This is a genomic window from Paraburkholderia sp. SIMBA_054 (assembly GCF_046534875.1).
Lineage (GTDB): Bacteria > Pseudomonadota > Gammaproteobacteria > Burkholderiales > Burkholderiaceae > Paraburkholderia > Paraburkholderia hospita.
The window spans coordinates 51932-71485 of the sequence record NZ_JAWRXV010000050.1 but is presented as its reverse complement, the minus strand read 5'-3'; the positions used below and the strand labels follow the sequence as shown (position 1 = coordinate 71485).

17 protein-coding genes and 1 pseudogene are annotated in these 19554 nt (G+C 59.1%); 13 read left to right on the top strand and 5 right to left on the bottom strand.

Annotation, left to right across the window (positions count from 1 at the left end; all coding sequences use genetic code 11):
- Window positions 1–86: 86 nt before the first annotated feature.
- The 3 genes from SB822_RS40715 to SB822_RS40705 form a co-directional block, all read right to left on the bottom strand.
- Entirely contained in the window at window positions 87–1232 is a 1146-nt protein-coding gene (locus SB822_RS40715) for a porin (RefSeq protein ID WP_086917716.1), read from the bottom strand.
- A gap of 217 nt (window positions 1233–1449) precedes the next feature.
- Window positions 1450–2415: a LysR family transcriptional regulator gene (locus SB822_RS40710; protein ID WP_079500340.1), complete on the bottom strand. Its 966-nt coding sequence runs from the start codon at window positions 2413–2415 to the stop codon at window positions 1450–1452.
- A gap of 542 nt (window positions 2416–2957) precedes the next feature.
- Complete coding sequence (locus SB822_RS40705) at window positions 2958–3794, bottom strand: FTR1 family protein (RefSeq protein ID WP_079500341.1); 837 nt, start codon at window positions 3792–3794, stop codon at window positions 2958–2960.
- A 470-nt stretch (window positions 3795–4264) separates the two neighbouring features.
- On the opposite strand from SB822_RS40705, the gene SB822_RS40700 reads away from it, so the two are divergent.
- The 10 genes and pseudogenes from SB822_RS40700 to SB822_RS40655 all read left to right on the top strand — a co-directional run bounded on the left by SB822_RS40700 (window position 4265) and on the right by SB822_RS40655 (window position 15335).
- Window positions 4265–5746, top strand: coding sequence for a carbohydrate porin (locus SB822_RS40700; protein WP_086917715.1), 1482 nt, complete (start codon window positions 4265–4267; stop codon window positions 5744–5746).
- 153 nt (window positions 5747–5899) lie between these two features.
- Window positions 5900–6985, top strand: coding sequence for a hypothetical protein (locus tag SB822_RS40695; protein ID WP_410857347.1), 1086 nt, complete (start codon window positions 5900–5902; stop codon window positions 6983–6985).
- Window positions 6986–7016: 31 nt separating this feature from the next.
- Entirely contained in the window at window positions 7017–8309 is a 1293-nt protein-coding gene (gene efeB, locus SB822_RS40690; protein ID WP_410857346.1) for an iron uptake transporter deferrochelatase/peroxidase subunit, read from the top strand.
- 69 nt (window positions 8310–8378) lie between these two features.
- Window positions 8379–9410, top strand: a complete 1032-nt coding sequence (locus SB822_RS40685; RefSeq protein WP_410857345.1) for an iron ABC transporter substrate-binding protein — start codon at window positions 8379–8381, stop codon at window positions 9408–9410.
- Between the two features lie 20 nt (window positions 9411–9430).
- The gene (locus SB822_RS40680; RefSeq protein ID WP_410857349.1) at window positions 9431–11062 is read left to right on the top strand and encodes an ABC transporter permease; all 1632 of its coding nucleotides are present in this window, start codon (window positions 9431–9433) and stop codon (window positions 11060–11062) included.
- Window positions 11059–12117 (top strand): ABC transporter ATP-binding protein, encoded by a 1059-nt coding sequence (locus tag SB822_RS40675; RefSeq protein WP_410857344.1) that lies wholly within the window; start codon window positions 11059–11061, stop codon window positions 12115–12117. Before SB822_RS40680 ends, SB822_RS40675 begins: the two co-directional genes overlap by 4 nt.
- 337 nt (window positions 12118–12454) lie before the next feature.
- Complete coding sequence (locus SB822_RS40670; protein ID WP_079500344.1) at window positions 12455–13201, top strand: hypothetical protein; 747 nt, start codon at window positions 12455–12457, stop codon at window positions 13199–13201.
- A gap of 54 nt (window positions 13202–13255) precedes the next feature.
- Window positions 13256–13687, top strand: coding sequence for a hypothetical protein (locus SB822_RS40665; protein ID WP_079500345.1), 432 nt, complete (start codon window positions 13256–13258; stop codon window positions 13685–13687).
- Window positions 13688–13842: 155 nt separating this feature from the next.
- Window positions 13843–13986: pseudogene (locus SB822_RS40660) on the top strand (winged helix-turn-helix domain-containing protein); the annotation flags it as partial.
- Window positions 13983–15335, top strand: coding sequence for a sensor histidine kinase (locus SB822_RS40655; protein ID WP_410857343.1), 1353 nt, complete (start codon window positions 13983–13985; stop codon window positions 15333–15335). The pseudogene SB822_RS40660 and the gene SB822_RS40655, both read left to right, overlap by 4 nt.
- Before the next feature lie 82 nt (window positions 15336–15417).
- On the opposite strand, the gene SB822_RS40650 is transcribed toward SB822_RS40655, so the two are convergent.
- Together SB822_RS40650 and SB822_RS40645 are read right to left on the bottom strand one after the other, a co-directional pair.
- Window positions 15418–15765 (bottom strand): cupredoxin domain-containing protein, encoded by a 348-nt coding sequence (locus tag SB822_RS40650; RefSeq protein WP_007743124.1) that lies wholly within the window; start codon window positions 15763–15765, stop codon window positions 15418–15420.
- 39 nt (window positions 15766–15804) lie between these two features.
- The gene (locus SB822_RS40645; protein WP_007581270.1) at window positions 15805–16749 is read right to left on the bottom strand and encodes a metallophosphoesterase family protein; all 945 of its coding nucleotides are present in this window, start codon (window positions 16747–16749) and stop codon (window positions 15805–15807) included.
- Window positions 16750–17043: 294 nt separating this feature from the next.
- Here SB822_RS40645 and SB822_RS40640 point away from each other — a divergent pair, with 294 nt between their 5' ends.
- The 3 genes from SB822_RS40640 (at window position 17044) to SB822_RS40630 (ending at window position 19538) form a co-directional block, all read left to right on the top strand.
- Complete coding sequence (locus SB822_RS40640; protein ID WP_079500348.1) at window positions 17044–17370, top strand: hypothetical protein; 327 nt, start codon at window positions 17044–17046, stop codon at window positions 17368–17370.
- Between the two features lie 8 nt (window positions 17371–17378).
- Window positions 17379–18197, top strand: coding sequence for a hypothetical protein (locus tag SB822_RS40635; RefSeq protein WP_114221906.1), 819 nt, complete (start codon window positions 17379–17381; stop codon window positions 18195–18197).
- A gap of 459 nt (window positions 18198–18656) precedes the next feature.
- Window positions 18657–19538, top strand: a complete 882-nt coding sequence (locus tag SB822_RS40630) for an alpha/beta fold hydrolase (RefSeq protein WP_086917704.1) — start codon at window positions 18657–18659, stop codon at window positions 19536–19538.
- The last annotated feature ends 16 nt before the right edge of the window (window positions 19539–19554 follow it).

Here is a 19554-nt window from a genome sequence, read left to right as displayed (position 1 = left end):
CGCAATCCGCTCGCATTGCCTGAATTCAAGATCACACGACCGCCTTTGTCTTCAAACCCGATTTATGCAACAACGCCCACGGGTACTCAGAACACGTGTCGAATCCCTACTCGCGCGGCGAATTGATTGGCCGTCGTCGATGGTGCATCCGTGCCCGTGATGAATGCGGTATTCAGAGGTGCTGCAGCACCGGTTCCACCGCTCGCATGCTGATACATCCCTTGAACATAAACATCTGTACGCGGTGACAAATTGTAGTCCGCCATCAAACCGACCTGATGCCATTTGGGCTTCGAGTTGCCGGCCGTACTGTCGAAATGACCCAGCGTGTAGCTGTACATAGCGCCTACAAAGGCGTTTTTCACAAACTGATACTTCGCGTTGACCTCGAAGTTATCGAACGTCAGACTGGTCGCGGTGTTCGCAAAATTCCCCGTGTAGACCGAGCCCGTCGCATCGTTAAGGCTCGTATGGCTGTAAACGAAGCCCAGTATCGTGGATCCAAGTGTGTAGTTGATGCCTGCACCCCACACCTGTTGCCGGCCCGCGAAGAAGTCCGTATCGTCCGTCGCAAGAGAGCCTCCAGCGTTTGCGCCTGGATTGTTGATCTGCATATATGCCGCAGCGATTGCGACCGGGCCTCCCACGTATTGCGCACCGAGGCTATAGGCTCGATTATTCGCAAAGCCACCCGGCTGGTTGCTGAATCCGTAAAGACCACCGAATGTAAAGCCTCCGAGAACGGGACTCGTGTACTTCACGGTATTGTTGAGCCGGAATGAGTTATCGGTGTTGTCATTGTCGTAGGGGTGCGAAAGCAGATAACCAGCCCAGTTACCATTCGCCGTCAATGGCGCAAGGTAGTCTACGACGGAGTCGTACTGACGACCCAGCGTTACTGCGCCAAACCGATCTGAATTCACACCGACGTATGCCTGACGGCCGAACATGCGCCCCGACTGTCCCAGTTTGCCGGAGTTCACGTCAAAGCCATTTTCGAGTGTGAAAATAGCCTTCAACCCTCCGCCAAGATCCTCGGAACCGCGCAGCCCCCACCGGCTCCCCTGCGCAAAGCCGCTCTGCATCTGAACTGCCGAATGTCCGCCTGTGTTATTCGTATAGTTCAAACCTTCGTCTATCAAGCCATACAGCGTTACGCTGGTTTGCGCCATTGCCACCGTCGGGACCGCAACACAGCCGAGCGCCGCACCGGCGATCAGGAGCTTCTTCATTTCATCAATTCCTTGATATGTTGACCAGTCTTCTGTCCATCGCCAGCGTCTCTCGACATCCCGCACAGCGAACCCCTGACAGAAGAAGGCCACACTCTAGGAGCATTAAAATTCCACTCTCGCAGCAATTCAATATTGCTGAAATTCTGTTGCGTCCATTCCACTGACAGGACACAACACCAACTTTAAAGAGACGACTCGCAACCAGCCAGGTTTCCTAGAACCCACTCCACACCAGATCTGGGCACATTTGCATAGGGTTTTCTGTCGACCGCTGAGCGTGTCCGAAGGACCTCTTCTCGTAGAATTCCGCCACAAAATCTATAAAGGTGCGGAGGACGATTGGCATATGCCGATGGCTGGAATATAAAAGCCACACCGTCCATTGGCTCTCGCAAAGCTCCGCATCGTTAAGGACCATCCGCAATCTTCCGTCCGACAACTCGTCCATAACGACAGACCTCGGAAGTCGGGCGAGTCCCAGTCCAGCGCACGCGGCCCTCTTCACCATGAGTGGACTTTGCAAATTCATGATTGGCCGAACCACGACACGCTGCGTTCCATTTCGATCGCGAAACTCCCAGTATCGACTCGGAGCATCGGACGCAAGGAGCACATCGTGCGATGCCAGATCGGCAAGTGTTCGTGGCGCGGCATTCCGCTCCAGATACGATGGACTCGCGACAATCACGTCGCACGTTTGCGCGATTGGTTTGCATATGAGCGATGAATCCTTGAGTCGCCGCGCGGCGTTGAAGCAAATATCGAAGCCTGCAGGATCGATATCCGACATAGTCTCGAAAACGGATAGTTCGAAGTTCATTCGCGGCTGGAGGCTTCTGTATCCGGTGAGTAGATGTGGGAGATCTGTCGACGCAAACGACGCCGATGCAGAAATGCGGAGACTACCGGCAGGTTGCTGCGTCGCATCTGCAACGCACTCGTCCATTGATTCCAGAAGCTTCATGAGATCAATGGCATATTCCAGATATTGCTTTCCCACTGGCGTCAGCGAAACGTGTCTTGTCGTTCGATTCACGAGACGAACATCCAGATCCTTCTCAAGCATCGCGACTCCGCGCGTTACGACTGAACTTGACACCCTTAGCTGCTTTGCGGCTTCAGCAAAACTCAGACATTGGGCGACCGTCACAAATATACGGATGGAAGCGAGCTTGTTCATTGGAATGGAGCGGAAATCACAGGATCCGATGGCGTCTTATCCCTTGTCACAAAGCGCCAGAATGCCCGCAAGTTGCAACAGGTTTCGACAGGTAGGTATCGAAAGGGTACAGAGGCACGCTTGCGCGTTTCCGTCAATCCGATTACGAACCTGTTATCTTTTTCTCCAGATCCCTACTCCGCCGGGAGAGACGCGTGCTTCTTCGACGATTCAGGCAATGTTTGTAAAGAATTCCCACTATCGAGCCGCATCGAAGACTGAGCCTATTCTGCACCGCTTAAGCGATGCTTAAGCAACTTGCTGGAGAAATTATAAGAAGGTGTACTTGACCGACATTCTTATCGGAGAGTCCGACACTATTGGCTTTATTACGCGGCCATGAGCTGTTGCGCTTTCTTCGGTGCGACGTCGTAGCTCAACAGTTACTTTGCGGGGTACGGGGGAAAGGCTATCCTAACGAGGACAGGTTCGTGGAAAGATCACGGCAGACTGCGGTAAGGCTATCGCTTTACCGTCCGTCGTACGTGCGAATAGTACTGAGTCTATGTCGAGTGCCGCGCCTGCCCACCTGCACCATGCACACGGCCGACCACTCGGGAGAGCGCCACGATTATCGCAAGCGTCGCGAGATACCCGGCAATCTGAATTCCTGCCGGCCTTGCGGTATAGCCAATGAGGGCATGCAGCATCTTTCCGACGACACTGGTCTCCGCGAGCAGCCAGGATGTATCCCACATAGCGTCTCCCAAAGACGGTAAAAGCCCCGCTGATACGAGGTAACCGATGCCCTGACTGGCCATGCCTGCCGCAAGGAGAACAATGAGTGCGTTGGTCACCGAAAAGAGGCGCTTCAGCGGGATCTGAAGCAGTCCGGCATACATGCCTGCGCCGAGGCCCACGCCACCGGCAACGCCCAGCAGGGCACCCAGGGCCATCTGGGGAGTTTGACCGGGCTCACCGACTGCAATGCCATAGAGAAACAGAACTGTTTCTGATCCCTCGCGAAGTACGGCCACTCCCACGACCACGGCGAGACCTGTAAGCGGCCGACTACCGGCTGCGACCGCCTTACCGACCGCGGCAATCTGCTTCGCCATTTCACGACTATGCTTGCCCATCCACACGCTGTGCCATGCAAGCATAACGACTGCAACAAACATGACGCAGGCATTGAAGACTTCCTGACCCATTCCGGAGGCCCACGAAGAAATGGCATCTGCAAAAACGGCGATGAGACCGGCACCGACAATCCCGCCAAGCAGGCCGCCACTCACCCACCACCCTCGATGGGCAACTCCCTTGGTCGCTGCGAGCACAATCGAGACAATCAACGCTGCTTCAAGGACTTCGCGGAAAACGATAAGCGCAGTAGATAGCATGATCAGATAAGCATTCATTCGACCGTGGGACGAGTCATGGAATCAGCCCCGTGATACTCGTCGTGAAATTCGTAGACTTCACCTTCAGCGGACCCATAGATGCCTGGAAGTCGCGACGCTGTCAGTCCGTAAGGTATTGAAAGCGATAATAAAAGCGATTCTCATCCGATTGCTTAAGTCCCCTGAGCTTGAGTGGTTAAGCCATTTCAGTGTGACAGTGCGACGCTATCCCCTAGCACGCCGCTTTTGATTTTCATTCTCAGACCTTGACTGCGTTTTCACCGTAAGCACTACGTAATCCCACGTTCAACTTGCTGGAATCAAATGACACTCGTTCTCATTTGTATTGACGATTTGTCTCCGCCTACCTAACATTTACGGATTGCGACGGTATTCGTCGGATGGTCATAAGCGTCACGCGCACATCGGCATCGCGCGGCACATCCATAGAACAACTAAAGGACTTTTCGATGAAATTCATCCGATCAATCGGATCTGGTCCGCTCATTGCGTCGCGGGCGTCGCTGCGCAAAGCGACCATTGCTGCATTGTTTGCATGCGCACCGCTCTTCGCGCAATCGGCCGCCCACGCGGAGTCCAATCCTGACGCCATACCGGAAGCGCCTGAGGCCGACCTCGGCATCCAGGCGAAGCCGACGGGACAATGGACCGGTTTCTGGACACGCGAAACCATGCTCGGCGACATCGGCGGGTTACGACCGTGGCTCGGAAAGTACGGTGTGACCTTTCAGTTGACGGAAACGAGCGAATATCTCGCGAACCTGCGCGGTGGCCTGTCGCGCGGAGGGGCCTACGACGGTCTCACCACGGCAACCGTGCAGGTGGACACGCAAAAGGCGTTCGGGCTACCGGGCGGCTTGTTCAATGTCAGCGCACTGCAGATTCACGGCCGGAATCTGAGCGCAGACCGGCTCGGCACGCTGAATACGGCAAGCGGCATCGAAGCTGAAGCGACGACGCGTCTATGGGAGTTGTGGTACCAGCAGTCATTCCTCGACAAGCGCCTCGATGTGAAGATCGGTCAGCAAAGTATCGACCAGGAATTCATGACCAGCCAGTACGCGGCAACCTTCATCAACACGATGTTTGGCTGGCCTGCCCTGCCGTCGTACGACATGCCGTCGGGCGGTCCTGCCTATCCGCTATCCGGGTTGGGGGTGCGCGTGCGCGGGCAGATCACGCCCTCTCTAACGGCGCTCGCCGGCGTCTACTCAGGCGACCCGCTGGGCAACAATCCCGACAACATTCATGGCACCAACTTCAACCTGCACAACGGCGCGTTGTGGATCGGCGAACTGCAGTACGCAATCAACCAGCCTGCCGATGGCGAAATGACGGGCATGGACAGCAACAAGCTGCCGGGTACGTACAAGATCGGTGTCTGGTACAACAGCAACCGCTTTGATGACCAGCGCTTCGACAACACTGGCCTGTCGCTCGCGAATCCGGCGACGACGGGCATTCCGCAGTCCCATCACGGCGACTACAGCATCTACGCAGTCGCCGACCAGATGGTGTGGCGCCCCAATCCCGACGAGCCGCGCAGCGTGGGCGTCTTCGCACGCGTGATGGGCGCTCCGGGCGATCGCAACCTGGTCAGCCTTTCGGCGAATCTGGGCGTCGTGCTGAAAGCACCGTTCAAGGGTCGCGACGATGACAGCGTCGGCCTCGCCGTCACTTACATCAAGGTGGGCAACCACGTGCACGATCTCGATCTCGACAACCGCGATTTCTCGGGCGGTCCGTACGGTGTGCGCACAAGCGAAACAGCGCTGGAAGCAACCTACATCTATCAGGCTGCGCCCTGGTGGCAAATACAGGCCGACGCGCAGTACACGTTCAATGCAGGCGCCGGCCAGAATCCTAACGATCCGACTCAACCGCTACGCAACACATTCGTGGTGGGCGTGCGAACCAACATCACGTTCTGAGCGCCGATCTCACAGAACATCTTTCGACCCTATTGAAGCAACCCCATCATGACGGCAAAACAGGCTGTGAGCGCAAATATGAATACAAGGAAGGCCCGGCTTTCGCGTGAACTTGCGAGGCGAGTCCGCACAAAGGCCGCATACGTTGCGGGCATGCTGGCGCTCATCGCCACGTGCACCGCTCAAGCCGAACCCCAAGGGTTTCTCGAAACCCTGCATCGCAATACGACGCTCGTCAACACTGTGCCCGATAACGGCGATCAGAATCCTTACGCGATCGTCGTCGCGCCGGTCTCGGCGGGTTCGGTGAAACAGGGCGACGTACTGGTCGACAACTTCAACAACTCGGCAAATCTGCAAGGTACGGGTAGTACGATCGTCAACTATCACCCCGACACGAAGCAGATGACACTATTCGCGCAGATTCCGCGCGATCTGAAAGATTGTCCCGGCGGCGTTGGTCTCTCGACTGCAATGACCATGCTGAAGTCCGGCTGGGTGATCGTCGGCAGCACACCGAGTAATGACGGCACCACGGGCACCAAAGGCGCCGGCTGTCTGGTCGTGCTCGACTCGCAGGGCAAAGTGACCTCGACCATCTCCAGCCCGAACATCAACGATCCATGGGGCAACATGGCCGTCGTCGACAACGGTACGAGCGCGACGTTGTTCATCAGCATGGCGGGCTTCGGCGTCGGCGGCGCGGATGGCGAGCCGCCCGTGTTCAAGCAGGCGACCGTGCTGCGCCTCGACCTCGATATTCCGCAAGGCAAGCCGCCCGTCGTGAAGAAGGAAACGGTGGTGGGCAGCGGCTTCGGCGCGCAGGCCGACAAGGGCGTGTTCCTCGTTGGACCGACGGGGCTCGCGCTGTCCGCGGATCAAAAGCTGCTGTACGTGTCGGACGCAATCGGCAACCGCGTCAACGAGATCGACGAGCCGATGACGCGCGATACCAGCGCGGGTGTCGGACGGCAGCTCACGGCCGATGGCCTGCTGCATCGCCCGCTCGCGATGGTGACGGCGCCCAACGGCCATCTGCTGGTGACGAATGCACTCAACGGACAGGTCGTCGAGATTGTCCCCGCCACGGGCAAGCAGCTCTACGCGCGCTGGATCGATACCGACAAGGCGCAGACACCGCCTGGCAACGGCGACCTGTTCGGCATCGCGATGACGCCCGAGGGCGATGGCTTCTACTATGTACAGGATGACGTGAACACGCTGGTGATCGCGAAGTGACGGCAACAGACAAGCAGCAAGAGGCAGCATCATGACGAACGATCAATCCCCACCGTCGCGGCCTGGCCGGCGCGGCTTTTTGAAAGCCGGCGGAGCCGCCGTCGCGGCGGGCGCCGGACTCGCCACGTCGGGCGTTACGCATGCCGAGTTGACGCGCACCCACGCCGACGACGTGCAACGCCAGATCGAACTGTTCTACGGCGCGCATCAAGGCGGCGTCGTGACGCCGCAGCAGAGTCATAGCTACGTCGCGGCTTTCGATCTGAAAACCGACAAGCGCGAAGAGGTCATCGCGCTGCTGCGCGAGTGGACCCAGGCCGCCGCGCGCATGACGCAAGGCAAGCCCGCCGGCTCGCTCGAGACAGCCGACGACAAACCCGCCGCCGATTCCGCCGATGTACTCGGCCTCGGCGCGTCGTCGTTGACCATCACGTTCGGCTTCGGCCCGGGTCTGTTCACGTCGCGCGACGGCAAGGACCGCTATGGCCTCGCGAGCAAACGCCCTGCCGCGCTCGTCGATCTGCCGCGATTCAACGGCGACCAGCTGATCGCCGAGAAGACGGGCGGCGACCTGTTCGTGCAGGCGTGCGCGAACGATGCGCAGGTCGCGTTCCATGCCGTGCGGCAACTCGCGCGCATGGGTTACGGCGCGATCCAGATGCGCTGGGGTCAGGCGGGCTTCCTGTCGGGTCCGAAAGGTCAGACGCCGCGCAATCTGATGGGCTTCAAGGACGGCACCAACAATCCGTCGACGGCGAAACCGCCGCTGATGAACCAGTTCGTCTGGGCCAGTGCCGCCGACGCGCCGTGGATGCAAGGCGGCACCTATACGGTCGTGCGCCGCATCCGCATCACGCTCGAACACTGGGACCAGATGGAACTCGGCTTCCAGGAACAGGTTTTCGGACGGCACAAATACAGCGGCGCGCCGATCGGCCAGAAAAACGAGTTCGATGCAGTCGACCTCAAGGCCGCGGACAAGGACGGCAACCCCATCATTCCCGACAATTCGCACGTGCGCCTTTCGAATCAGGCGAACAATGCGGGCGCGCAGATCCTGCGTCGTTCGTATTCGTACAACGACGGCACGAACTTCTATATCGAACGCTGGCCGCCGTGGCGCCAGGAAACGGAATATGACGCGGGTCTCATCTTTATCGCGCATCAGGCGGACCCGCGCACAGGCTTCATTCCGATCAACGAGAAGCTCTCGAAGTTCGACGTGATGAACCAGTTCACGACGCACATCGGCAGCGCGATCTTCGCCGTGCCGCCGGGCGCGCGCGAAGGTTCGTATGTCGGGGCAGGACTGTTCGAAGCATAAGTGCCGTATGTAGGCGCAAAGCGCGCTCAAGCGGCCATTCAATAACGTCAAGAAGAAGAGGTTGAGTTTATGAACCGTTCCTGGATTGGAGCAATGCGTCACGCGGCGCGCGTGACGGCCCTGTCGCTGTCGATCGCCGCCACTACAGGTGCTACAGGCGCGTACGCCGCATCGATTACGGTGTACAGCGCGCAACACGAGCAGGTCATGAACATGCTCGCCAAAGACTTCGAAAAGCAGTCGGGCATTTCAGTGAAGGTCCGCAATGGCGAAGGCCCGGCACTCGCTGCGCAACTGGTCGCCGAAGGTTCAGCATCACCCGCCGATGTGTACTTCACCGAGAACTCGCCCGAACTGATGCTGCTCGAAGAAAAGGGCCTGCTGAGCAAGGTCGATCCCGCCACCATCGGCACCATTCCCACGCGCTACAGTTCGCCGACGGGACAATGGGTCGGCGTGACCGCTCGCGAAAGCGTGCTCGCGTACAACACGGCGAAGATCCAGCCTTCGCAACTGCCCACGTCGATCTTCGATCTGGCGAAGCCCGAGTGGAAAGGCAAGGTCGGCATCGCGCCCAGCGACGCGGATTTTCTGCCGCTGGTAAGCGCCGTGCTCGCGTTGAAGGGCGAAGCGCAAACGCTGCAATGGCTCAAGGGCCTCAAGGCCAACGCGCAGATTTTCGACGACGACGAAGGTGTCGTGGCCGCCGTGAATCGTGGCGGCGTCGTCACGGGCGTGATCAACAACTACTACTGGGCGCGTCTTCATACCCAGTTGGGTGACAAGTCGACGCGTAGTGCGATCTATCACTACACCAATGGCGACGTTGGTGGACTCGTGAACGTGTCGGGTGCCGCGATCATGAAGACCGCGCACAACGCCGACGGCGCGCAGCAGTTCCTGAAGTATCTGGTGAGCGAGCGTGCCCAGACGCTGATGGCAAACAGCCACGTCAGCTATGAATATCCGCTGCATGCCGGCGTCGCACCCGATCCGCTGCTCAAGCCATTCAACGAATTGCAGCCGCCGTCTCTCACACTCGAACAACTCGGCGACGACAGCCAAGCGGGCAAGCTGCTGCGCCAGGCCGGCCTGCTGTAAAGGAACGACAGGTGAGCGAGGTGACCGACATCGGCGAAGCTGTCGCAGCGATCCAGGTTTCTGCCGATGTCCGCGCGCGCGACGGCAAGCGCGCGCCCCGCGGTCTGCTGGCGGGCGCTGCCGTCAGTGCGCTGCTGGTGCTGCTGCCGCTCGCGTTCACGTTCTACCGCGCAACGACCGTCGGCTTCAGCGATGCAGCGGAACTCGTGTTCCGCCCGCTCCTCGGCGAGTTGCTCGGCAATACACTGCTGATCACGGTCAGCGCGACGCTGGCGTCGGCTGTCATCGGTACGGCGGCCGCGTGGTTCGTCGAACGCACGGATGTGCCGGGCCGTCGCCTGTGGGCTGTCGCCAGCGCGGCGCCGCTCGCAATGCCCGCCTTCGTCACGAGCTACGCGTGGGTGTCGATCAGCCTCGATCTGCAGGACTTCGCGGGCGCGCTGCTCGTCATCACGTCATCGTATTTTCCGCTCGTGTATCTGCCCGTCGCGGCCGCGTTGCGCGGCATGGACCCCGCGCTCGAGGAAAGCGCTCGCGCGCTCGGCTGCGGACGCTGGGCGACCTTTGCGCGCGTCGTGCTGCCGCAATTGCGACCTGCGCTGCTCGGTGGGATGCTGCTGGTCGCACTCGGCGTGCTGTCGGAGTTCGGCGCGTTCCAGATGCTGCGTTTTCGCACCTTCACCACCGAAATCTACGCGGAATATCGCACCAGTTTCGACAACAGCGGCGCTTCGCTGCTTGCGTGTCTGCTGATCCTGCTGTGTCTCGTCTGTCTTGCGTTCGAGTTTCGCGTGCGTGGCAGCGCACGCTATGAACGCGTCGATCGCGGCGCGAGGCGGGCGGCGCTGCGTTACGAACTGGGTGGCTGGCGCTGGCTCGTGCTGGCGGGTTTCGCTGCGCTGGGCATCGTCACGCTTGGCGTGCCGCTCGGCATGATCGGCTACTGGCTGACACAGGAAGGCGTAGCCGCCATAACGCCCGCCGAAGTCTCTCCGGAACTGCTGTTCAACGCGACGTTATCGTCCGTCGGGTTCGGTCTCGCTGCAGCGATGCTCACAACGCTGCTCGTGCTGCCGCTCGCATTTCTGCTCGCGCGTTACCCGGCGCGGCTCGCAACGGTGTTCGAGCGCACGGTGTTTCTCGCGCAAGGCGTTCCCGGCCTCGTGGTCGCGCTGGCAATCGTCTCGCTCGCCGTGCATGCATTGCGGCCGCTCTATCAAGGCATGATGCTGCTGATCGTGGCGTACGCAATCCTCTTCATGCCGCTCGCGCTCGTCAGCGTGCGGGCCGCACTGATGCAGGCGCAGCCGCGCCTCGAAGACACGGCGCGCGCGCTCGGTCTCAATGCGATGCAAACCTTCGTGCGCGTGCTCCTGCCGTTGGCCGCGCCTGGCCTTGGCGCGGCGGCCACGATGGTGTTCATCTCGGTCGTGACGGAACTCAACGCAACATTACTGCTGTCCCCCATCGATACCCATACGCTCGCCACGCAAGTCTGGTCCGACACATCGACGCTCGCATTCGCCGCGGCCGCGCCCTATGCGGCACTCATGACGGCGATTTCGCTGTGCGCATCGGGCGTGCTGTTCGTCTTGCTGGGACGATCGGCCCTGACCGCGCGCGCCTCCGAATCCCCTTTGATTTCCAAATGAGCGAACTCCGAATCAGCGGGCTGCGCAAAGCCTTCAACGGTTGTGCCGTACTGCACGACGTCGATCTCGCCGTCCAACCGGGGACGTTGCTCGCGTTGCTCGGTCCATCGGGGGGCGGCAAGACTACATTGCTGCGGGTGTTGTGCGGCTTCGATCGCGCCGACGCCGGTACGATCGAAATCGACGGCAAACGCGTCGTGGACGACAACCTGCATGTACCGACCGAGCAACGGCGGATCGGCTACGTGCCTCAGGAAGGCGCGCTCTTCCCGCATCTTTCGGTGACAGAGAACATTGTGTTTGGGCTGCCACGCACACAGCGACGCGCACGTCATCGTGTCGCGGAACTCCTGAGGCTGGTGGGTCTGTCCGATGACTACGCGCAGCGCATGCCACAACAGTTGTCGGGCGGTCAGCAACAGCGTGTGGCACTCGCGCGTGCGCTTGCGCCTTCCCCTTCGCTCGTGCTGCTGGACGAGCCGTTCTCGTCGCTGGACGCCGCGCTGCGGCTCGAAACACGAGAAGCCGTCGCCGAGGCCCTCGCGGCAACGGGCGCAACGGCGATACTGGTCACGCACGATCAGGCGGAAGCACTGTCGCTAGGACATGAAGTGGCCGTGCTGTGGGAGGGCAAACTCATCCAACGTGCTGCACCTCAAACACTCTATCGGCGACCTGCGACCCGTGAACTCGCCGCATTCATCGGCGATGCGGTATTGCTGCCCGGCATCGCGGAGAACGGCGTCGCGATGTGCCCGCTCGGAGCGCTGCAACTCGTCGCGCCTGTTCCCGATGGCAGCGTCGACGTCATGATACGGCCCGAACAGATCCATCTTCTGTCCGCGTACGAGACGGCGGCGGACCACAGCACTGTTCAGGACGCGCTGGTAACAAGCGTCACCTACAACGGAAGGGACGCGGATATCTGCCTTCAACTATCCAGCGCCGCGCAATCTATCATTCGCGCAAGAGTGCCGGGGCACCGGTCTCCAAACGTTGGTGAGCGCGTCCGGCTAAGCGTCGATAGTGACGTGATCGCCTATCCCCATCGATAAAGTGTACAGCCTCGCCATGCAAGGCCATCCCCGGGCTGATTACCTTAGTGATGCGCGAACAGTTGGCTGCTACTTCCCTCTTTGACCTGCTCCCCCGCTTGCATTGACTCTCGGCCTCTTAAGCATTGCATAAGGAAAATATCGATCTTTTCAAAAGGTCGCGCGACAGCAAATTGGCGTGTTTGAAAGAAGAACAAAGCATTCTGTAATCACCTAAGCATTCGATAAGCAATGCGCCCTCATAGTGCAGCCTGAAGTTCTTATCTGCACCTCGATTACCGAGCCGGGTATCGTGAAAAAATGGGGGGAAGGAATGTCACATCGACACGTCGCACCGATGCAAAACAAGGTTCCGGAGGTCACGATCGCTTTCTGGACAATCAAGATCTTGTCCACCACGGTCGGCGAAACAGGTGCCGATTACCTCGCTGTCCATGTCGGCCTGGGCGCCACGTTGACGATAGCAATCACGCTTTCCATGCTCGCTGCCTCGCTCGTTACACAGTTGAGCACACGAACCTATGTGCCGTGGATCTACTGGCTAACTGTCGTGCTGGTAAGCGTGGTCGGCACGCAACTGACGGACGTGCTCACTGATGTTCTTGGAGTAAGCCTTTACACGAGTACGGCCGCATTCGCGGTACTACTCAGCGTTATTTTCGGGACCTGGTACTACCGAGAAAAGACCCTCTCCATTCACACGATCGTCACCCGTCATCGCGAACTCTTTTACTGGACTGCGATCCTCGTCACGTTTGCACTGGGCACAGCAGCTGGAGACCTTGCGACCGAAGCGTTAGGGCTCGGTTTCAGTCTCGGCGTCGTCATATTCGGCGTCATGCTTGTCATGATGGGAGTTGCGGCCTACCTCGGCGCCGATCGCGTGCTGATCTTCTGGCTTGCCTACATTCTGACCCGGCCATTTGGCGCGTCACTCGGCGATCTTCTATCCCAGGCAACTGAGTATGGCGGACTTGGATTGGGTACGGTCGTCACCAGCATTGCCTTTCTCTCCGTCATTGTCGTCCTGGTATTCCTGCATACCGCCGCGAGAGTCCGGCAAAGCAGGATTAGCAGTACCTAGTTGCACGCCCCTCTTTTACCCGTTCACCGTCATCTTTCAACCGGAGGATCAACAATGAAGCGTGCCATCGTCAATTCCGCACTCTTGCTTGTAACAGCCACAGCCGTCGCGGCCAGTCACACATCGGACATGCATGCGCCGCTGTGGGTTGCCGCTTTGTCGCCCATCTCGTCGGCAAACGCTGCCACAGAGGCATCGAAGCTCGGTGATCTTTCGAAGTTCCGCGTGATCGTTGTCGACACCTCGAAGCTGGTCGACGCTAATGACCTCGCGGGCGCAAAAAAGCGGATCAAGGACCTGGAAACGTCGTGGGACGAGGCCGAAGCGGGACTGAAGCCTCGCGCCGCCGCAGACTGGCACAAACTCGACAAGTCAATCGACGACGCGCTCGAGGCCCTTCGCGAAAATTCACCCAACCAGGTCAAGTGTAAAAAGACACTCGCGGATTTGCTCGCGTTGATGGATCGGATGAGTGGCAAGGTTTGAGGTCAGCGTCAGGTTCCTCCTCTTAAGCCTTTGATAAGCAACAGGCCGCGACAATCCAGTCATTCGGGAGAAATCGCACCATGCACCTGTTGCTGGTAGAAGATGACGAGATGATCGGCGAGCCTGTCGCAAGCGGGCCCCGTGCCCATTCGGGACTCGAAGACAAGTTGTACGGATGGGGCGAAGAAAACGCCAGCAACGCGATCGAAGTGCATGTACATGGTCTGCGGCGCAAGATCGGTTCTGACCAGATAGCGACCGTGCGTGGTGTCGGTTACCGGCTCAAGCAATGCGAATGACGTCGATCCGGCGCTGGCTGCTGGGATGGCTGATCGCAGGCCTCGCAGTCTCGGCGTTGACGGCCGGCTATGGCATCTTCCACACCGCGCGTGAAGAAGCCAGCGAGCTATTTGATTTCGAGCTACGCACGGTCGCCGAATCGCTCCCCGCAAACATCAGCACCACCACCGATACTGTCCTGCAAAGCAAGCCTGATTTCGAAGGTTTGTCGGAGGATCGTCTTTTCATCGAAGTCTGGGATCAGGCAGGTGGGAGCGTCTACAGATCGCTGGGTGGAATTGATCTTGCACGCTTCCCGGCGGGTCTGCGCACAATCGAACACGACGAGTACCACTGGCGCGTATACGGCGTTCAGCAGGGCACTCGCTTCATACAGATCGCGCAACCCATCTCCGTGCGCGAGAATCTCGCACTTCGCCTTGCATTACGCACACTGGCGCCGCTAGCACTGTTCTTCCCGGTCATCATCGCGATCGTTCTTATCGTTGTTGGGCGAGGGCTTGCCCCGCTAGCGGAAATCTCCCGCGCGTTGACTACACGATCTTTCGATTCTCTCGAACCGCTGCACCTCGACGCAGCTACACCCCTCGAAATCAGGCCACTCGTCAATGCATTGAATGATCTGCTGCATCGACTGGACGTAGCGTCACAAACGCAACGGACGTTTGTCGCGGATGCCGCGCATGAACTGCGATCACCGCTGGCCGCTTTGAAACTTCAATTGCAGTCCGCTGAGCGCGATGGATCACTGATTGGAAACAAGACGACGTTCGAACGCATCGAAGGTCGCCTCAATCGACTCATCCATCTTGTGCACCAGTTGCTCACGCTCGCCCGCGAAGAAGCGCAGATAGGCGCCCATTTCCAGTCAGTAAGCCTGCGCCGGCTGTGCGAGCGTGTAGTCGCCGATTTCTCGCTGCTCGCGGAGGAAAAGCAGATCGATCTCGGCCTCGTGTGTGTTTCAACCGCGCAGGCGGATGACACCTACAAGGCTAGTGTGGAACCCGCTGGCATCGAAGTGTTGCTGAGCAACCTGATCGACAATGCGATTCGCTATACACCGCGCGGCGGTAAAGTCGATGTCATTCTCACGCGCGAAGCCGGGACGATCAGTGTTTGCGTATCCGACAGCGGCCCGGGCATACCAGACGGGGAACGGGAACGTGTATTCGATCGTTTTTTTCGCAGCGCAGGTACCAAGGAGCAAGGCAGCGGTCTCGGGCTGGCGATTGCGCTAAAAATTGCGCAGCGTCACCATGCATCGCTCCAAATGCAAAACAATCTCGAACAGCCTGGTCTGCGGGTCACGTTAGTTGGACTGCGCGTAGAAAAGCCATCGCTACCATAGAGTCGACCCACGTTCATGGCTTGACCAGATCGAACTCCAGAATTACGCGAGTTCGAACCGGTCAAAGTCGATCAGATCACATCTATTGCACAGTGATGACTTCCTTCATGTTCGGATGTATGCCGCAAAACACGTTATAGACACCCGGCTTGTCGAACTTGAACTGATAGGTGTCGTTCTGATCCAGCGCGGCGGAGCGAAACAGGCCGGAGTCGCTAACCACGGTATGCGGTTCGCCGTCCAGATTTTTCCAGGTCACCGTCGAACCCGCTTTAATCGTGGTAGACATCGGTGAAAACATAAAATTCTTGATAAGCACAGCATTGACGTCTTGCGCCTGCGCGACAGTCATCCCTGAAGTTAATGCCGCCACGATCATCCCGATTCCAACAGAGACAACCAGCGTACGACGAAAGATGGCAGATAGCATGATCCGGTTCCTTGCTTGATAAGTAGGTGGTGATTGCAATCAGACGAGCGTCGAGTCGGAAAGCGTGGCCTTGAGCGGGTGACGCGAGATCTTGATGCTGGTCACGCCAAGCATGCTGGCAAGCTGATCGCTCGCCACCTTGAGCGGCATAGGCCCAGGGCCATTCCCCGCCGTCGGTTGCGGATAGGCGGTCGAGCGCGCGGTATGAAAAGTGATATTCCCCTCCACCTTGGACACGATCTGATGGATATGTCCATTCAGTACGGTGACCGAGCCGAACCGCTTCAGGTAGTCCATCGCCCGGCCGGCGTCGCCCGTGCCCCATCCCCACGGTTCGTAAATCGTCCACATCGGCATGTGTGCGAAGACAACAATCGGCGTGCTGGACGAGCGCCCCTTCAGATCTTTTTCCAACCATTCAAGCTGGTCGTCGCCAAGACTCCCCAGACCATTCGGCTTGAAATGCATCACATTGACGAGCCCGATGAAGTGCACGCCGTTGTGGTCGAAGCTGTAGTACCCCTTGTTGTCCGAGGCCTTGCCGAAGCGCTGGAAGTATTCGGTTCCAGGCCCGTCTGTCACATCGTGTTCTCCGGGCACGGTGTGCAGTTCGGTGATATTCAGCCCCGACAGCAATTGGGCAGCGAGGTCGAATTCCGCTGCCTTCGAGAGATGGGTGATGTCGCCCGTGTGTATCGTCAGTGCCGGCTTGACGGGCATCGCGTTGACGAAGTCAATCGTCTCCTTGAGCGTACCAGCGACATCCGGATTGGCTTCCTTGTTGAAGCCGATATGCGTGTCACTGATCTGAAGGAACAGGGGCACGCCTGAAGGTGCCGACTTGTCAGCCGTACCGGCGGCGAGCGCTAATTCAATTGGTGTGAGAATACCGCCGGCCAGGACGAACAGGGTGCCGGCGCCACCGTAGGCGAGGCATTTCAATGCGCTGCGGCGCGACGGATCGGAAGGAGTATCTGATGACATGATGTGCTCTCGATTGGGGGTTCAGAAGGTATAGACCGCCGAATCACCCAGTGGACCTCCTCCGGCTGGGTTCAAGCACTAGACTGCTATGTCGTCCGTTCTATTCCCAAAACATGAACTCCTGTTGCTGGCGCCAACTCATCCGCTGACCTTTCGCGGCGCTGCTGCAACCCCGTTTGCGCTTGGTAAACGTGGCCGCAGGGTCGCGTTGTCCTCATCGGTTTCCGTTTAGCGCGGAATATCCGGCGCATGTGTACGGTCTAGCAGGCAGGACACACAAAATGGGGAATCGAAATGGACATCATCGACCTGGCCCGTGAATCGGGATTGACAGTCATCCTCGATGGCAGAATCGGCCGCGAGGAATACCACAGCGTATGCGGCTCAATTTCGGCGTTGTCGCGATTCGCCGAATCGGTAAGTCAGTACGCAGCGAACCCGGATGACTGCGCACCGCGCCGGTCCTCAGCGACCAACGCGTCTGGTCAGTCACGCCGTCGTCATAACGGACGTGCGGAAATATCCGGTGCCATGGGTGCCTGCCCACCGTGTGCCACGCAACGCTCGCCGCAATCCGAAACGGGTAGCGTCGATGGCATGTCCCGCACATCCGCGAATTGAGGTTTCGGGTGCAATCCGTTCTGCGCCGTCTTCAGCTCGGGTCAGGCATCGTGTTGCTGACCTATCTCTTCCTCCATCTGATCAATCACGCGCTTGCCATCTGGTCACTGGAACTTGCCGGGCGCGGTCTGCTGGTGGCGTTGTGGCTCTGGCGTAGCATTCCGGGCACATTCGTGCTGTACGGTGCGGCATCACTACACTTTTCGCTCGCGTTGCATACGATTTACGCGCGCCGCCAATGGACGCTAGGGCCGGCAGAATGGATCCGCCTCTGGGCAGGCCTCAGCCTGCCGCTGCTGCTCATCCGCCACGCGGTGACGACCCGGCTGGCCTCCACGCTCTACGGCTTTGAGCCAAACTATGAGCGCGTCGTCATCACGCTGCTCACGAGTGGCACGCAGGGACTGCAACTTGCGCTGCTCGCCCCCGGCTGGGTACATGGATGCCTCGGATTGTGGTTCCGGTTGCGCCATCATCCATTGGCGCAACGCATGAAACCCGCATTGCTTACGTTCGCCATCCTCTTGCCGCTGCTGTCTGCAGGAGGCTTTATCCAGATGATGCGAACCGTCGAGACAAGGAACTTCATACTCCCGGCCCCCGATCCGAAGCTGGTTGCCCATCAGCTCGCCCTGGATGCCTGGCGTCACGATCTCGTCGTCATCTACCTCGTGGTGACGATCAGCGCATTCGTTGCTGGCCAGATGCGTAACGGACTCGAACGACGAAGACAGGAGAAGAATCGCCGAATTCCTGATACGTCACGGCAGGACACGAAGTCCGGCAACTCGCGCCAGGTTCGAAAGCAAGACGCAGAAAAGTTCTGAGCAGCGGTTCTCAATTGACGTGCCTTCCAGACCGATCTGATCCGTTCGCCGCTAATCGAAGTTCTGAGTTGCCGTGCGATGAGCGGAAGCCTCATGTCAGCTTCCTTCGCGATAGCGCTCGCGAGCGAAGAGCCGCTCGGCCCGCGAGAACTATCCGCTCGCGCTTTTCACATCCCCACCGCTGTGATGTCGAAGCCCGCCGTGGACACCCCCGTTGCGCACGCTCGGCTGTTGGCCATCGCCAGGCTGTCGAGCACACCAGTGACCCGTATCGCCCCCCTTCGAGCGCGAGGACGAAAATTCGCATGGCCGAATTGATACCAAAATTGTCGATTGAGACAGTATTTTCCGGTGCGTTACGTTTGTACAGTGTCGATCACCGCATGAGCGCTCACGCGGGCCTGGAGAACAAAGGCTAACCGCCAATCCCCAAATCAGAAGCAAATCCGGAGTACACAGATGAACGAGCATGCCCACGTAGATGGGATTTATCCCTTCCCGGCTGCGATGCAGACGCGGACGATCGAAACCAACGGTACATCCATCCATGTGCGGGTGGGCGGTCATGGTCCAGCCGTCGTCATGCTGCACGGCTTCGGCACAACGGGCGACATGTGGGGGCACCTGGCGAGCGCACTCATCGAAGACCACATGATTGTCGTGCCCGACCTGCGCGGATTGGGCCTCTCGTCGAAGCCCGACGGCGGCTACGACAAGAAGAACCAGGCGGCAGACGTAGTGGGCGTCCTGGACGCTCTGGGTGTGCATACGGCCGAATTGGTGACGCACGACATCGGCATCATGGTCGGCTTCGCAGTTGCCGCCACTCACCCCGAGCGCGTGAACCGATGGGTAGCGATCGATGCGCCGCTGCCCGGCGTCGGACCTTGGGATCAGATCACACAGGATCCGGCTATGTGGCACTTTGGCTTCGGTGGTCAGGACATGGAGCGCCTCGTCGCCGGCCGCGAGCGCATCTATCTCGACCGCTTCTGGAACGAACTTTCCCGGAACCCGAAGCGGTTTGATGAAGCGAAGCGCCAGCATTACGCGTCACTCTATGCGCAACCCGGTGCAATGCGAGCGAGCTTTGCCCAGTTCCTGGCGTTCAGCCAGGATGCGGCCGACAACAGGAGGTTCCTCGCGCAGAGCAAGCTTCAGATGCCGGTCCTGGCCTTGGGTGGCGAAGCGACATTCGGCCCCATGATCGGCGCGGTAGTGCGGTGTGCCGCCGATGACGTCGAAAACGTGACCATCCCTGATTGCGGGCACTGGATCACGGAAGAACAGCCGGCCGCGACGACAAGACTTGTCGTCGACTTTCTGCATCGCCGTTCGTGAGCTAGCTAGCGTTACG

Bases quoted from the DNA above. Each gene is read 5' to 3' on its own strand.
- SB822_RS40655 (WP_410857343.1), top strand. From the start codon at position 13,983: ATGACGTCGATCCGGCGCTGGCTGCTGGGATGGCTGATCGCAGGCCTC.
- SB822_RS40630 (WP_086917704.1), top strand. From the start codon at position 18,657: ATGAACGAGCATGCCCACGTAGATGGGATTTATCCCTTCCCGGCTGCG.
- SB822_RS40685 (WP_410857345.1), top strand. From the start codon at position 8,379: ATGAACCGTTCCTGGATTGGAGCAATGCGTCACGCGGCGCGCGTGACG.
- SB822_RS40705 (WP_079500341.1), bottom strand. From the start codon at position 3,794: ATGCTATCTACTGCGCTTATCGTTTTCCGCGAAGTCCTTGAAGCAGCG.
- SB822_RS40670 (WP_079500344.1), top strand. From the start codon at position 12,455: ATGCAAAACAAGGTTCCGGAGGTCACGATCGCTTTCTGGACAATCAAG.
- efeB (WP_410857346.1), top strand. From the start codon at position 7,017: ATGACGAACGATCAATCCCCACCGTCGCGGCCTGGCCGGCGCGGCTTT.
- SB822_RS40640 (WP_079500348.1), top strand. From the start codon at position 17,044: ATGGACATCATCGACCTGGCCCGTGAATCGGGATTGACAGTCATCCTC.
- SB822_RS40665 (WP_079500345.1), top strand. From the start codon at position 13,256: ATGAAGCGTGCCATCGTCAATTCCGCACTCTTGCTTGTAACAGCCACA.
- SB822_RS40715 (WP_086917716.1), bottom strand. From the start codon at position 1,232: ATGAAGAAGCTCCTGATCGCCGGTGCGGCGCTCGGCTGTGTTGCGGTC.
- SB822_RS40675 (WP_410857344.1), top strand. From the start codon at position 11,059: ATGAGCGAACTCCGAATCAGCGGGCTGCGCAAAGCCTTCAACGGTTGT.
- SB822_RS40695 (WP_410857347.1), top strand. From the start codon at position 5,900: ATGCTGGCGCTCATCGCCACGTGCACCGCTCAAGCCGAACCCCAAGGG.
- SB822_RS40650 (WP_007743124.1), bottom strand. From the start codon at position 15,765: ATGCTATCTGCCATCTTTCGTCGTACGCTGGTTGTCTCTGTTGGAATC.
- SB822_RS40710 (WP_079500340.1), bottom strand. From the start codon at position 2,415: ATGAACAAGCTCGCTTCCATCCGTATATTTGTGACGGTCGCCCAATGT.
- SB822_RS40700 (WP_086917715.1), top strand. From the start codon at position 4,265: ATGAAATTCATCCGATCAATCGGATCTGGTCCGCTCATTGCGTCGCGG.
- SB822_RS40645 (WP_007581270.1), bottom strand. From the start codon at position 16,749: ATGTCATCAGATACTCCTTCCGATCCGTCGCGCCGCAGCGCATTGAAA.